This window comes from Thermosynechococcus sp. B3, from assembly GCF_030323045.1.
Taxonomy (GTDB): Bacteria; Cyanobacteriota; Cyanobacteriia; order Thermosynechococcales; family Thermosynechococcaceae; genus Thermosynechococcus.
In genome coordinates, this window is the sequence record NZ_CP097584.1 from 1,364,280 (window position 1) to 1,378,637 (window position 14,358).

The 14,358-nt window shown below is 53.1% G+C and carries 14 protein-coding genes; 6 read left to right on the forward strand and 8 right to left on the reverse strand.

From position 1 onward, the window contains the following. Positions 1-20: 20 nt before the first annotated feature. Both murJ and dnaN read left to right on the forward strand, forming a co-directional pair. Positions 21-1,589, forward strand: a complete 1,569-nt coding sequence (murJ, locus tag M0646_RS06885; protein ID WP_149819359.1) for a murein biosynthesis integral membrane protein MurJ — start codon at positions 21-23, stop codon at positions 1,587-1,589. A 96-nt stretch (positions 1,590-1,685) separates the two neighbouring features. Next, on the forward strand, positions 1,686-2,795 hold the full coding sequence (dnaN, locus tag M0646_RS06890) for a DNA polymerase III subunit beta (RefSeq protein WP_149819361.1): 1,110 nt from the start codon (positions 1,686-1,688) through the stop codon (positions 2,793-2,795). Here the strand turns inward: dnaN and M0646_RS06895 are convergent. Continuing rightward, the gene (locus M0646_RS06895) at positions 2,792-3,424 is read right to left on the reverse strand and encodes a CPP1-like family protein (protein ID WP_149819363.1); all 633 of its coding nucleotides are present in this window, start codon (positions 3,422-3,424) and stop codon (positions 2,792-2,794) included. The two genes, dnaN and M0646_RS06895, sit on opposite strands and share 4 nt — an antisense overlap. 294 nt (positions 3,425-3,718) lie before the next feature. Between M0646_RS06895 and M0646_RS06900 the strand changes: the two genes are divergently transcribed. From M0646_RS06900 to M0646_RS06915, 4 genes are all read left to right on the forward strand, one after another. Beyond that, on the forward strand, positions 3,719-3,976 hold the full coding sequence (locus tag M0646_RS06900) for a hypothetical protein (RefSeq protein ID WP_286649436.1): 258 nt from the start codon (positions 3,719-3,721) through the stop codon (positions 3,974-3,976). Positions 3,977-4,042: 66 nt separating this feature from the next. Continuing rightward, positions 4,043-4,888 carry a ferredoxin:protochlorophyllide reductase (ATP-dependent) iron-sulfur ATP-binding protein gene (gene bchL, locus M0646_RS06905; protein WP_149819367.1) on the forward strand — a complete coding sequence of 282 codons (846 nt, stop codon included), beginning with the start codon at positions 4,043-4,045 and terminating at the stop codon, positions 4,886-4,888. A 44-nt stretch (positions 4,889-4,932) separates the two neighbouring features. Next, entirely contained in the window at positions 4,933-5,313 is a 381-nt protein-coding gene (locus tag M0646_RS06910) for a DUF5331 domain-containing protein (protein WP_149819369.1), read from the forward strand. A gap of 33 nt (positions 5,314-5,346) precedes the next feature. Further along, a complete protein-coding gene (locus M0646_RS06915) occupies positions 5,347-6,729 on the forward strand; it encodes a ferredoxin:protochlorophyllide reductase (ATP-dependent) subunit N (RefSeq protein WP_149819371.1) in 1,383 nt (460 codons plus the stop codon). A 65-nt stretch (positions 6,730-6,794) separates the two neighbouring features. Here M0646_RS06915 and M0646_RS06920 read toward each other — a convergent pair whose 3' ends face one another. The 7 genes from M0646_RS06920 to M0646_RS06950 all read right to left on the reverse strand — a co-directional run bounded on the left by M0646_RS06920 (position 6,795) and on the right by M0646_RS06950 (position 14,265). Next, positions 6,795-8,954 (reverse strand): secretin N-terminal domain-containing protein, encoded by a 2,160-nt coding sequence (locus tag M0646_RS06920; RefSeq protein ID WP_286625064.1) that lies wholly within the window; start codon positions 8,952-8,954, stop codon positions 6,795-6,797. Between the two features lie 94 nt (positions 8,955-9,048). Next, on the reverse strand, positions 9,049-9,771 hold the full coding sequence (locus tag M0646_RS06925; protein WP_286625066.1) for a type 4a pilus biogenesis protein PilO: 723 nt from the start codon (positions 9,769-9,771) through the stop codon (positions 9,049-9,051). Then, positions 9,768-10,469: a PilN domain-containing protein gene (locus M0646_RS06930; protein ID WP_286625067.1), complete on the reverse strand. Its 702-nt coding sequence runs from the start codon at positions 10,467-10,469 to the stop codon at positions 9,768-9,770. The genes M0646_RS06925 and M0646_RS06930 overlap by 4 nt, the downstream gene beginning before the upstream one ends. An 11-nt stretch (positions 10,470-10,480) precedes the next feature. Next, the gene (gene pilM, locus M0646_RS06935; RefSeq protein ID WP_315862996.1) at positions 10,481-11,560 is read right to left on the reverse strand and encodes a type IV pilus assembly protein PilM; all 1,080 of its coding nucleotides are present in this window, start codon (positions 11,558-11,560) and stop codon (positions 10,481-10,483) included. A 263-nt stretch (positions 11,561-11,823) separates the two neighbouring features. Next, positions 11,824-12,405 (reverse strand): L,D-transpeptidase, encoded by a 582-nt coding sequence (locus tag M0646_RS06940; RefSeq protein WP_286649437.1) that lies wholly within the window; start codon positions 12,403-12,405, stop codon positions 11,824-11,826. Between the two features lie 29 nt (positions 12,406-12,434). After that, positions 12,435-12,866, reverse strand: a complete 432-nt coding sequence (locus M0646_RS06945) for a hypothetical protein (protein WP_286649438.1) — start codon at positions 12,864-12,866, stop codon at positions 12,435-12,437. A gap of 169 nt (positions 12,867-13,035) precedes the next feature. Then, a complete protein-coding gene (locus tag M0646_RS06950) occupies positions 13,036-14,265 on the reverse strand; it encodes an acetate/propionate family kinase (RefSeq protein WP_286649439.1) in 1,230 nt (409 codons plus the stop codon). Between the last annotated feature and the right edge of the window lie 93 nt (positions 14,266-14,358).

Sequence of the window (14,358 nt, forward strand, 5' to 3'; positions counted from 1 at the left end):
TTATTAGGATTGCCACCACTGTGGAAAAGAAATCGCGTTCGCTTGCCCATGTTGCCACCATTGTTGCCGTTGCAACGCTGTTGAGTAAAGTCGCGGGACTGGTTCGCCAGCAGGCGATCGCCGCCGAATTTGGTGTGGGCGCCGCAGTGGATGCCTACAGTTATGCCTATGTGATTCCGGGGTTTCTCTTTGTGCTCTTGGGGGGGATCAATGGTCCGTTCCACAGTTCGATCATCAGTGTGGTTCTCAAGCAACCGCCCGAAAAAGCCGCGCCCCTCGTGGAAACCATTACCACCGTTGTGGGTGCCCTATTACTGGTGCTGACCGCCATTTTGATGGTGCTGGCTGACCCCTTAATTCAACTCATTGCCCCCGGTGCCAGTCCAGAGATTCAAGCCTTAGCCGCAGAGCAGTTTCGGATTATGGCACCCTTGGCCGTGCTCTCGGGTTTGATTGGCATTGGCTTTGGTACCCTCAATGCTGCCGATCAGTACTGGTTGCCTTCCATTAGTCCCTTGCTGTCTAGTTTAGCGGTGATTATTGGCATTTGGTTTTTTGCCGATCAATTTGGCCCAGCAGTGCTCGCTTGGGGAACCCTAGCGGGAGGGGTACTGCAATGGCTTGTACAAATTCCTGCCCAATGGCAAGCCGGCATGGGTACATTGCGATTACGTTTTGATCTCAATCGTCCCGAGGTGCGGGAGTTAATTCAACTCATGGGGCCTGCCACCCTATCCTCGGGAATGCTCTTGATCAGCGTCTATATCAGTCTTTTCTTTGCCTCCCAGTTGCCTGTGGGGGCTGCGTCGGCCTTGAGTTACTCCCAACTCCTCTTTCTAACGCCCTTAGGGATTCTCTCCAATGTGATCCTTGTGCCCTATATGCCCATTTTTTCAAAGTTGGCACAACCAGAACATTGGCCGGATCTCAAGGAACGCATTCGCCAGAGTTTGGTACTCACTGCCTTGAGTATGATGCCCCTCGGTGGCATGATGGCAGCTTTGGCATTGCCGGCAGTGCGGGTGGTCTATGAGCGGCGTGCCTTTGATTTTCAGGCCTCCCAACTTGTGGCGGCGCTACTATTGGTTTATGCCGTTGGTATGTTTTTCTACCTTGCCCGCGATGTCATTGTGCGGGTCTTTTATGCCCTAGAGGATGGCCGCACACCCCTCTACATCACCCTCTGGGGATTGGGATTTAATGCCCTGTTTTGCTTTTTCTTTACCCAAGCCTTTGGCGCTGTTGGGTTGGCAATGGCCACGGTTGGGGTGAATACCGTATCGTTTATTGCCCTGACTTGGATTTTGCACCGTCGTTTGGGGGGGCTACCTTGGGGGGAGCTAATGGTGCCGTTGCTGGGAATTGCCCTAGCCAGTGTTCTCAGTGGTGCGGCAGGTTGGGGTGCCCTCAAAGGACTGGAATTGTTTTGGGGGCGGGAAGGCTTGGGGGTGCAACTGTTGCAGTTGGCGATCGCCGGCAGTGTCAGCCTGATTGTTTTTGCAGCGGCTATCTCGCCCCTAAATCTACCGGAGCTAGAGTTTTTCCTGAGCAAAGTACGGCGGTTTTTGCCCAAGCGATACCAGTCATAGATTGCATAGTATGCTAGTAGATCGGCCAATAACGAGCCGCGTTTCTTCTTCTCTCCGTTGCCTCTTATCCCATCTGCCTCTGCCGTGGAGTACACCATGAAAGTTGTTTGTTCACAATCAGTTCTCAGTAGTAAGCTCGCCCCCCTGAGTCGCGTTGCCCCGAGCAATCCGTCGCACCCGATTTTGGCGAATATTCTCCTGCAAGCTGAGGGTGGCCGCCTCGGACTCTCCGTCTTTGATCTCAGTTTGGGGATGCAAATCTGGCTGGATGCAGAGGTCAAGGTGCCGGGGGCAATTACTGTTTCTGCTAAGCTCTTTAGTGAGATGGTGTCGCGGATGCCCAATCGCGATATTGAGATTACGGCGGAAGATACGCGAGTGATCCTCGACTATGGCAGCGGTTTCTTTGAGATTCAGGGGATGAGTGCCGAGGAATTTCCTGCTCTGCCCACGTTAGAGGATGTGACACCTGTAACCTTGACCGCAGAAGCATTGCGGCGGGGACTTCAGGGGAGTTTGTTTGCGGCGAGCACTGATGAAACCAAGCAAATTCTCACCGGGTTGCATGTGACCTTTGAGGTCGATCGCCTTGAGTTTGCAGCGACCGATGGCCACCGCCTCGCCGTTACGCTGACTGAACAGCCTGTGCCGGAAGCCCTCTCGCCGATTACGATTCCCGCAAAATCCCTCAAGGATCTAGAGCGGCTGATGGCGAAACAAGACGGGGATGTAGCGCTGCGCTGTGACCCGACTCAAGTGGTGTTTGATATTGGCAACGATGCTCGCATTACCAGCCGTCTGTTGGAGGGGCAGTATCCCAATTACCGCCAACTCATTCCCAAAACCTTTGCGCGCCAAGTCACGGTGGAGCGATCGGCCCTAGCAGATGCCCTAGAACGGGTGGCAATTCTTGCGGCTCAAAAGAATAACGTCGTCAAAATCAACATTGATGCTGAAGCCCAAGAACTCAAACTCTCGGCTGAGGCGCCGCAATTGGGAAGTGGTGAAGAGAATGTGCCGGCTCAGATTTCTGGGGAGTCGATGGAGGTGGCCTTCAATGTCAAATATCTTCTCGAAGGACTGAAGGTGATGAATAGTTCAGAGGTGCAACTGCAACTCAACGGCGAAACCCAGCCCGCGATCCTCCTCCCCCTTGGGGAAGCCCAGATGAAATACTTGGTGATGCCGATTCAAATTCGCAGTTAGCGCAGGAAATTGCTGGTGAGCCAAAAGGTGACGAAAACGCCAATGCCCACCAGTTGATCCACATTGAGGAAGACCCCCGGCAGACCAAGCTGGTAAATGCCCACGGCGATCACTGCGCCTAATATCAAGGCAAGGAGGGTGATCAAAAAGGCACGGCCAAGGCGTTGTTCTTTGCGTTGCAGCCACACGAGGTTAAAGCCAACCCCCAGTGACAGCACCAATGCCAAGGTATCGGGATTGGCCTGAGACAACCCGATCGCCATCAGAACGGCATAGACCGTTGAGGTAATCGCGATGCCCCGCAGGTTGGGGGTGTCCAACTGTTGCTGCCACCACTGAAGGGCGGGATGATTCGCAATGCGATTGGGCTTAGCTGGCGCCGGTTCATTGAGTTGCTCAGCATAGCGAATGCGCTCAGGCACTTTGATTTTGCCCTCTTGGCGTTGCCGCAGCCGATCCATCAAAATGGCATCGTAGGCTGCTTCAATTTCGGTACGCTGCCGTTCATCCCCCGGATGAGCCGCTAATAGCGCATCCCGTGCTTCTTTAATCTGCTCGAAAGAAGCGTCTTCCGGCACTTGCAGCTTTTCGTAGGGGTTATCACTCATGGCAAATTGATCTTTGTTCATTGGCCATTCTTACGGGCAGTATCAACAGCGGACTGAAGGCTACCCTACAGCTTAACAATGCCGCACCTTTCCAAGGAGCTAATTTTGCTCGTCCAGAGAGATGGCAGAGAAAAACGCTGTAGCACAATCGCCTTCCCTCAAATTCTAACCACTTCCTAGGGAAAACGAGAGAAAGTAGCGCTCAAAGGGATACAACCGCCTAAATTGTAACAAATCATTTACTTTCGAGATTTTTAATGATTCTTTACAACGATGCGGGCGATCGCCCCCTAGGAGAAACGTTTCTTTTTTCAGATGTTTTTTGGCGCGATCGCTGGGCAGGTAAATTTTAGCCTTGAGGCCAATTGGTCAGGGGATGACTTGGCGGCGGGAATTTTTGTATTTTTGTTTAATTTAACTAAAAAACTAACAGCAAAAAAATTAAAGATAACTTCTCAAAAAAATGCCAGTTTCCTGAGAGACTTCCCAAACTTAAAAAAGCGTTTGCTCATCCTCAAATCAGCTGAAATTTTATTACAAAAAGATTATTTTTCTAACCACTGCCGCTTCTAGCGATCGCTGGCCGAGAATAGCAGTTAGGTCATCGTGTCGCTCCATTACTTAGGAGGCAAAGTCAACGTGAAACTCGCAGTGTACGGTAAAGGCGGAATTGGCAAATCCACCACCAGTTGCAACATCTCAGTGGCGCTGGCGCGGCGGGGCAAGAAAGTCCTGCAAATTGGCTGTGACCCCAAACACGACAGCACATTTACCCTGACAGGCTTTCTGATTCCCACCATCATTGACACGCTCCAAGCCAAGGACTACCACTACGAGGATGTCTGGCCAGAGGATGTGATCTACAAAGGCTATGGCGGTGTGGATTGTGTCGAAGCGGGTGGCCCCCCGGCTGGGGCAGGCTGTGGCGGCTATGTGGTCGGTGAAACGGTCAAGCTCCTCAAGGAACTGAATGCCTTTGATGAATACGATGTCATTCTCTTTGACGTTCTGGGGGATGTGGTCTGTGGTGGCTTTGCGGCCCCCCTTAACTATGCCGATTATTGCCTGATTGTCACCGATAATGGTTTTGATGCCCTCTTTGCGGCGAATCGCATTGCCGCCTCCGTCCGTGAAAAAGCGCGCACGCACCCCCTGCGCCTTGCGGGTCTCATTGGCAATCGCACCAGTAAGCGGGATCTCATTGAAAAATATGTGGAAGCCGTGCCCATGCCCATCCTTGAAGTGCTGCCGCTGATTGAGGATATTCGCGTGTCACGGGTCAAGGGCAAAACCCTCTTTGAGATGGCCGAAAGCGATCCCAGTCTCAACTATGTCTGTGACTACTACTTGAACATTGCCGATCAAATTTTGGCGCGGCCTGAGGGGGTGGTGCCCAAGGATGCCCCCGATCGCGACCTTTTTGCCCTGCTCTCCGACTTCTACTTAAACCCACAGGGGTCAGAACGGTCACTTGCAGCGGTCTAAAACTCTCCTAGAATACTCCACGGAACCCCTTCGCTGGAGTGAGTATGAACCCTGAGCAATTACGGCAAAGCGCACGCAGTAAGTGGCTGGCCTACTACCAAGAAAACCACCATTGGATTGTCCGCTTGGCGATTTGGAGTACCTATCGCGGTCAACGGCGCCCCTCCTCAAGTTTTATTTTGGGGGTGCTGACGGCTTTGGAACCGCGCTTACTGGATGCTCTACCCGTCATTGTCGAACTCAGCAACGATCCCGATCGCATTATTTCTGCCTTGGGCTTGAACTTCAACCCCGACGAAGAACGGGCCAACGGCGATAACCCTCCTCAACTGCCCCCAGAACCTCGCTTACTACCCCCTAAGCCCTTTGTCAGTAATCGGGCTGAAGAACACGGTGAGGAGGCTGCTCAAAGTCATCAAACCTAGTTCCAATCGTTTCTAAATTTGGAGGCTCTCCCTATGACTGCGACTGCTCCCAATGCCCTCAACTTTGAGTGTGAAACGGGCAATTACCACACCTTTTGTCCCATCAGCTGTGTGGCTTGGCTGTACCAAAAAATTGAAGACAGTTTCTTTTTGGTCATTGGCACCAAGACCTGTGGCTACTTTTTGCAGAATGCGATGGGGGTGATGATTTTTGCCGAACCCCGCTATGCCATGGCGGAGCTAGAAGAGGGAGATATTTCGGCGCAACTCAATGATTATGAAGAACTAAAGCGCCTCTGCCTCCAAATCAAGCGCGATCGCAACCCCAGTGTCATTGTCTGGATTGGCACCTGCACCACGGAAATTATCAAAATGGACTTGGAGGGACTGGCGCCCAAACTAGAAGCCGAAATTGGCATTCCCATTGTTGTGGCTCGTGCCAATGGTCTGGACTATGCCTTTACCCAAGGGGAAGATACGGTGCTAGCAGCCATGGCCGCCCGTTGTCCCACGCCCACAGCGGTGAGCGATCCAGAGGAACGCAACCCCATCCAGCGCCTTCTCAACTTTGGCAAGAAAAAAGAGGATCTCCAAGCTGAATCCCACCAGTACCACGACCACCCACCCCTTATTCTCTTTGGCTCCCTGCCCGATCCCGTGGTGACCCAACTCACCTTGGAATTAAAAAAACAGGGCATCAAGGTGTCAGGATGGCTGCCTGCCAAACGCTATACCGAATTGCCAGTGATTGATGAGGGCTACTACGTTGCTGGTGTGAATCCCTTCCTCAGTCGTACCGCCACTACCTTGATTCGCCGCCGCAAATGTCAACTCATTACGGCTCCCTTTCCCATTGGCCCTGATGGTAGCCGCGCGTGGATCGAACAGATTTGTACCACTTTTGGGATTCAGCCCCAAGGCCTAGCGGAGCGCGAAGCCGAAACTTGGGAAAAACTGAGCGACTACCTTGAATTGGTGCGAGGCAAATCGGTCTTTTTCATGGGGGATAATCTCCTAGAGATCTCCCTAGCGCGGTTTTTGATTCGCTGTGGTATGCGGGTACTAGAAATTGGCATCCCCTACATGGATAAACGTTACCAAGCAGCTGAGCTAGAACTCTTGACGAAGACTTGTGGCGAGATGGGGCATCCCCTCCCCACCATTGTTGAAAAACCCGATAACTACAATCAACTTCAGCGGATTAAGGCGCTCCAGCCCGACCTTGTGATTACGGGTATGGCTCATGCCAATCCCCTCGAAGCCCGTGGCATCAGCACCAAGTGGTCTGTGGAATTCACCTTTGCCCAAATTCACGGCTTTGGCAATGCCCGTGACATTCTAGAACTCGTTACCCGTCCGCTGCGGCGCAATCAAGCCCTTGCAGGGTTAGGTTGGCAAAAACTGGTTGCCAACTAAAGGCCAACTAAAAAAATGAACCCCCTCTGAACAGACTCGGAGGGGGTAATCCCTACTCAGAAGTGTTAGCGTTGCCGTGGAGGTTGGAGAATCTGATTTTGAATATTTGGCGGCATACTCCCGGGTGTTGGCGTGTACTGATAGCCAAAGCCGGCATTTTGGGTATCATCAACAATCTTCGGCGTCACCATCACCACCAGTTCATTGCGTTGACGCTGGTTGCTCTCGCGGCGGAACAACCGCCCCAACAAGGGAATGTCTCCTAGGATTGGAATCTTACTCACCAACGAGCGATCTTGATCTTGGATAATGCCCGCCAGCATCAAGGTTTGGCCATCCCGCAAGCGAATCCGCCCCGACTCCATCCGCCGCTGCGAGATCAGTGTCCCCGTGGAACCCGTCGGCGCTCCTGGGAAAATCACATCATAGGTACCGCTGGGAGCACTCACCTCTGGGGACAATTGCAGCGTTATAAAACCATTATCGTCAATTTGCTCTACGGTGACATTAAAAATCACCCCCACAGGCCGCAGGATTGGGCGAATCTGTTGAGTCGCGATCGCCCCGCCGCCGCCAGTGGCTTGTTGATCAGCAGTGGATTCAATGCCAGAGAAAATTTCTTGGGTCAAATTGACTTGCGCAGCACTCCCCTCCTGAATGACAAGGGTGGGGTTGGTCAGAATTGTGGCATTGCCAGTTTCAATAGAAAGTTGAAGCTGCGCAAAAAAGTCACTCAGTAGATTCCCCACGGGTGTACTGACTGGTGCGCCAGTGAGGGGGGCAGGGGTCAAACCACCCACGTTAGGTGTGGTGCCACGGATAACAGTGAGTCCATCAGCGTTGAAGATAGCTCCCCAAAGGCTGCTGCCAAAATTAGTAATTAAGTCTGCATTTGCTCTCCGCCCTCGCAACAGGTTCACATCAATAAACTTGACATTAACCATCACCTGTCGCTTGCGGATGTCAAATTGCTGAATCAATTGCGTAGCAATTTCCACTTTGCGGGGGGTGCCAATCAATGTCACTGTGTTGGTGCGGGGGTCACCGACAACTTCTAAGCCTTTTAGCAGGGAGCTACGACAAATTTGGTTAACCACACCGCCAGCTGCTGCTGGGACTTGAAGCTGTTCACAGCCCGTTGGTGCATCTTGGCGACCAGTATCTGGCAAATTTGCACCATACATTTCCAACAGTTGTACGGCACCCAATTGTAAGTCACCCTCGCGAACTCGAGTTTCACGGTTGAGAGCAGTTTGGGCGGTTGTTGCAGCTTGGGCACCCCCAGTTCCGCCCCCGATGGTGCCGCCGGTTTGGGCAAGGGAGCTAATTTCCCGTGTCGTTGAACCCGCTCCAAAGACGCGCATTTGATTGAGGCGAATGGTGCGGACAATGCGGTTTTGGGCAGCGGGTGGCAAGGCTTGGCCCACAAAGATAGTGCGGCCTTGGCGATTGGCTTTGAGGTTAGTGACCCGCAGCACATAGTTGAATACGTCTTGAACGGATTCATTCTCAATATCGAGGGAGATGGTGACGCCGCCTGCTTCCCCATTGCCTTCCGGAAAGACAACGTTCATATTGGCGGCGCGAGCCAGTAAAGAAAGCACTTCCCGCACAGGGGCTTCCCGCAAGAGTAAACGGGGAATCCGTTGGTTCGTGCCCAGTTGGATGACATCCGGATCTGCATTGAGGGGGCTAGTTAGCATATCGCCAACAGGGGGTGGCACTGGCCGCGGTAGAAAAGGCGGCACCGCACTAGAGCCGGGGGGCATGGCCATGGGTTGACCACTGGGGGACACTTGAGGACCAGCGGGGCTTTGAGCCGTAATGAAGTTAATTTGCAGGCCATCGCGTCCTTCGCGGATGACTTCACCAATGGGAGCAGCACTAATGCCATTTACGGTGACGCGGATGGTTTTGGCGTCCAGTTGCACCACCTCGACGGAGGAGATACCGGGGGCGGGGTTATCTTGGCGGAAGGCACCCCCTTGGGGCAGGCGCAGTTGGCTATTGGTAATATCTGCGATGGAGGCATTGCCGCGATTGACGGTGAAAACTGCTGGCCGTAGATTCCCCTGCACGTTGAAGAGGAGTTGAATGCCGTTGGGAGCTGTTACTAGACGAACTCCCGTAATTTCCGTTGCTGTGGCCCAAGTGGGGGTTTGACTGGCAGCAACAAGGGCCGTTGTGGCCACCCCTAGGCCGAGACGATGTAAAAGCTGACTCACGATGCTTGACTCCTCACAAATGCCACCAAATGTATGAAAAGAGAATACAACTCACTCCCAAGACACTCTACGCTGCTTTTTGGCTTGCCATGCGCTATTGCTGCTGTTGTTGTTGCGGTTGTCCTTGCTGCTCACCTCCTTGGGGTGGGGGGGCCAAAGCGGCAATTTCCTCAGGGGTTAGGGGCACATAGGCCATGAGCTTAAACGTGGTAATCACTTCACCGGGTTTGTCAGCAATCAGTTCCATCGTTAGGTTGTTAATCACGAGGAAGTTCTGCTGCTGATCAATTTTTTGCATGATCTGCAAAATGCTGGGAAATGGCCCTTGAATCGTAACGTTGGTTACCTGTTGTTTTAGTTTGGCATTTAATTCGGGGCCAAGGGAGCCATCTTGGACAATTCCTGAAGCTGCACTATCGGGTTCAAATGTGGTCAGTTGGGCGCCGCTGGTCAAGATCAGGCGGTTAATGTCAAGGAGGAGGGTGTCTAGGGCTTCCTGTGTGGCAAAGAGCGATCGCACATCACGATTTTGCTGCTTGGCGCGCTCTAACCCCGCGACTACATCATTGAGTTGCTTCAGGATCACTTCCCGCTGGGAGAGGTCATTTTCCTGTTGGGCAATTTCCTCCTGTAACTTGGCCGCTTCCTCCAGTTTGGGGGCAATGAGAAGACTCCCCAAGTAAACCGCTGCTCCCAAACCTACCAAGGCAATAAGGACACCACTGACGACGGGTGTCAGGGTAATGCCAAAGACCGTCGGATAATTGGGTGCGGGTTCCTCAATCGGGGGGCCGCCAAAATCGCCAGTTAGGGTCATTCCTGTACCACTCCTTTTTCTTTGAGAAATTGAATGCGCGCCACCAGTCCTTCAACGTCATTGGCCGCGAGTTCTTCAAGGAGTTCCGATGCCGGCACGCTGGCGATCGCCGTCTTGATATTGAAGGAAACCCTTGCGGTTGTCTCTTCCTCACCCTGTTGATTTGCCCGTTCCGCCTTCACCAACTGAGTGGCCTTGCCATCAAAGAAGGGAGAGCGATTTTGCAAGAGCAAAAGAAAGTCACTGACTGCATCAAAGGATACGGCTGTGCCTTCAATCGTTAGCTCTTGGCCTGTTTGTCCGCCTTGGGTAATCCGCCGAATTTGTACCCCTGCTGGCGTTTGAGTTGCCATATTGCGCATCACCGCCGACCAAGGTTTGACCTGATTAAACACCGAGGCTAGGGCTTTGGTTTCCGCGGTAACCTGCTCCTGCTCTTTTTTAATTTCATCCATGCGTTGCAGGTTTGGAGAAATCGCTGCAAGGCGATTCTGAATGCTTTTTTGCTTACTCGTCAGTTGTTGCAGCCAGAGGTTGGCACCCACCGAGCCGAGGAGTGCAAGCCCTACAAAAAAGAGCGCCGCTACAGAGCCAAGAATAATCGGCACATTACTCATTCCTGCCGCTGCGGCTGTGGTAGCAGCCATGCCCCCCACTTCGGGACGTTCTTTAAGGAGGTTAATCTCAATTGAGTACATCGGGGATGCTCCTAAGCGCCACGCAGACCAAGACCAATCACCGTGCCGAGGGCAGGGCGTTTTTCGAGGGGAATCTCTTCTAGGGTTTGCAGTCCCAGCAAACTAATGGGGTCAACCAAAGTGGTGGCATAGTTGAGCCGCTGACTAAAAAACTCATCCACTTGACCAATACTGGCACCGGGACCGGCAAGCAGCAACTGCGAGACCTCTAGACTTTCCCCTTGGTTGAGGTAAAAGTCAATAGAGCGGCGGATTTCGTCTGCTAGATCGGAGAGCACTCGCAAAATAGCGGCACCACTGGGGTTGAGTGCTCCGGTCACATCCATCGGCTCTAGGGGAACGGTCAGATTCTCAATCAGGTCAACGCCCATCGAAGGCGGCAAGTTCATGGCGCGGCTAATGGCTTCTTGCATCCGTTCTTTGCCAATGGGCACTTTGCGGTTGAACTGGGGAATGCCATCTTTGACGATGCTAATTTCTGTGCCCTCGTCGCCTATATCAATAATCGCTGCTGCTTCGCCCACAAACTGCTGTAGTGAATCCCGCAGGGTACGCATGAGGGCAAAATTGGTCACTTCAAGGGCGGTGAGTTGTAAACCGGCTTGGGTAAAGGCATTGATGTAGGCATCGGTCACTTCGCGGGGCGTGCCCACGAGCAAAATTTCTACCCGCTCAATGCCATCTTCATCAAGGGAGGTTCCCAGTTTTTGATAGTCAACATCGGCCTCTTCACGGGGAAAGGGAAGGTACAGTGGGGCTTCCTGCATGAGAACCACTTCCCGCAATTCGTAGTCGGGTAATTCCGCAGGCAGGCGAATCAGGCGAATCACGGCTTCATTCATGGGAATAGCACTGATCACCTCTTTTTGTTTGATGCGTTTATCCTCAATCCCTTGACGGATGGCATCGGCAACGGCGGTGGTGTCAATGATGCGGCCTTCTTCAATGGCGCCTTCACTCAAGGGCACTGAGGCCATAGCGGTCATTTTCAGACCCTGCTTTTGCCGCTGAAGCTGTACGATATTGACCCGCTCTGGGGTGAGTTCAATCCCCAAGCCCTGCTTTGGTTTTGCAAATAGATTTCCCAGCACAATATCACCCACCAGTGAACGGTCAAGTTTGCATTAGCGAGATGGCGTGAAGAGTGAATTTCAGAACGAGGCCAGACCCTAACCTGACAGGGTTATGGAAACACCTGTGTTGCTAAGGCGATCATAACCAATGTGCATCGGCTCTTTCCAATGCATTGGTATGGTTTGCAAAGTGGCTTTATGCAAAACTTGAGCGATCGCTCTTGGGGAAAGTCACCAGCGATCGCTCAATGATGGTATCAGTTTTTCTTAATTAAGATCAACTAGGGCTGAACAATCACCCGTGTGCCCACCTCAATTTTTTCAAAGAGGGCGCGAATATCATCGTTGCGCATCCGCACACAGCCATGGGAAACGGCTTGGCCAATCAAAGATTCATTCGTTGTGCCGTGGAAGCCAGCATAGTTGTTATTTCCCATGGGGGCAAAGACAATCAGGCGATCGCCCAAAGGGTTGCGACCCCCCGGCGGAACCAAAACCCCCGTAAAGGGATTACGCCATTGGGGATTGACGACTTTGTGCAGCACTCTGAAATTACCTTGGGGCGTTTCCCAGCCCGGCTTGCCCACAGCCACGGGATAGCTGGCTAATACTTGATCACCTTCATAGAGAAAGACGCGGCGCTGCCGCAAGCGCAGGACAATTTTGCGTTCTAAAGCGGGTAGAAACGGAGTTGCCTCACCAAGGGGGGGAAGTGCCAAGGGCGCTAAGGTGGTCGGCAAGTACGGCTCTGACTCAGAGGCACGGCTCACCTTCAATTCTTCAGCACCCACAGCAGCCATAGGCAGGATAGCGGTCGCCCCCAGTGCTAAACTTAAGGTTTTTCCTCTGACCCAGCCCAGCATGAGAACAACTCCGATCTCTCTCAGGATGTTTAGAACAGAATTTGTGTTGGCGGTGCCGGCGGTGGTGCTGCGGGGGGAATGGCAGCCGGACGCGGAGCCGGTGCTGAGCCACCCACTTGAGGCACTTGAATGGGGGTTACCGCGACATACTCAGGGGCAGGCACGATGGCGGCACAGATGATTTTGGCGGTGGGCACACTGGCCTTTGGATCCAAAATCACTGCCACATCCAGACCTTCAACAATTTCCTTGCGGAAGGGGCGCTGACGGTGCTTGCGATCAAACACCACCACAATCTCTTCACCCCAAGGTTGCCGCAGGGTGACATTATCCCCATCAATGTTGGTGACAACGCCCCGCACAGCCTTCACCTGTTTGGCTTCAGCAGGAGAAAGTAAAACAGTGGTACAGGTTGCCATTGCGGCCAAGGCAACAAGAGCGGTACGACGCAGATTCAACACAGTTCAACTCCTGATGTTTTTTTGTCTCTGGACGATTTAAAGATTGAATACTGAAAACTGAATACTGAGGAGTGAATAATTACCCGCATTCTACGTACGCTGCCCTTGGGGCGTCAAGGCTAGGGCATAAATCTTGATGTTTTCTTATGTTTTCTTCAGCAAATTCAGTTTACAGAAGCTGTATGCAGGCGCGGGCGATCGCCCAATCCTCTTGGGTCTGAACCACGAGAACCCGTACGGGAGCAGTCGGCAGCGCAATGTCGCGATCGCCTTTGCTCTCTTCGTTAGCTGCGCTATCTAACTCAATTCCCAACCAACCCAGTCCTCGGCAGACATCGCGGCGCACACCGGCGGCATTTTCACCAATTCCTGCTGTGAATACCAACGCATCGAGACCACCAAGACTGGGCAAGAGACTGGCAATGCCCCGTTGCAGGGAGTAGATAAAACAGTCATAGGCCAACTGCGCTTGGGCATTCCCCTGATCAATCGCTGCCAAGATCTGGCGCAAATCGTTACTCACCCCAGAGATTCCCAACAGGCCCGATTGCCGATTCACCAAGCGATCGAGGTCTTCAACTGTCTTGCCCCGCCGCAACAGATAGAGCAAAATTCCCGGATCAATGTCGCCACAGCGCGTCCCCATCATCACTCCCGCCGTGGGTGTAAAGCCCATCGTGGTCTCCACCGAGACTCCCCCCTTAACCGCAGTGAGGGAACAGCCATTGCCAAGGTGGCAGGTAATTAGGCGTAACGCTGCTAAGGGACGCTGTAATAGGGTGGCCGCCCGTTCACTGACGTATTGATGGCTAATGCCGTGGAAGCCGTAGCGTTGAATACCAGCGGTGGTCAATTCATAGGGAATAGGGTAGGTGCGCGCCACTGCTGGCAGTTGGGCATGGAACGCGGTATCAAACACGGCCACTTGAGGTGTTTGGGGGCAAATTTCCGCCATCAATTCGATTCCCAGCAGGTTCGCTGGGTTGTGGAGTGGAGCATATTCACTGAATTCCCTAATGGCTGCTTTCACCTGCGCATCCACGCGCACCGCTGCTTGGTAACGGCTACCCCCATGAACCACGCGATGACCAATGATCGTAATCTCTGCAAGGCTTTCTAGGAGCGTTGTCGAACCGCTGGTGAGGGTTTCTAAGAGAGTTTTGAGCCAGTCCCGTAGGCCTGCAATTCCCCCCTCTGGGTGGGTTAGGCTGGCTTCGTAGCGCTGGTCGGCAGTTGTGACCTTGAGCCGCGCCACCGTTGGGTCTTGTCCCCAATCGAGCAGGCCTTGCCAAAGGGGAGCGGGGGGTGTGGCAGCCGTTGCCGCCATTTCAGGTGCTAACCGATACAAACAGGCTTTGAGGCTACTAGAGCCAGCATTTAACACCAGCACCGTGATCATGGCAGGCCTGCAAAAGCATCGCCTCTATCCTAGCCAAGCGCCCGTGGCAACCGATGCAGCGCAGAACACCTTGAGGCGAAAAAGATAGCCCTA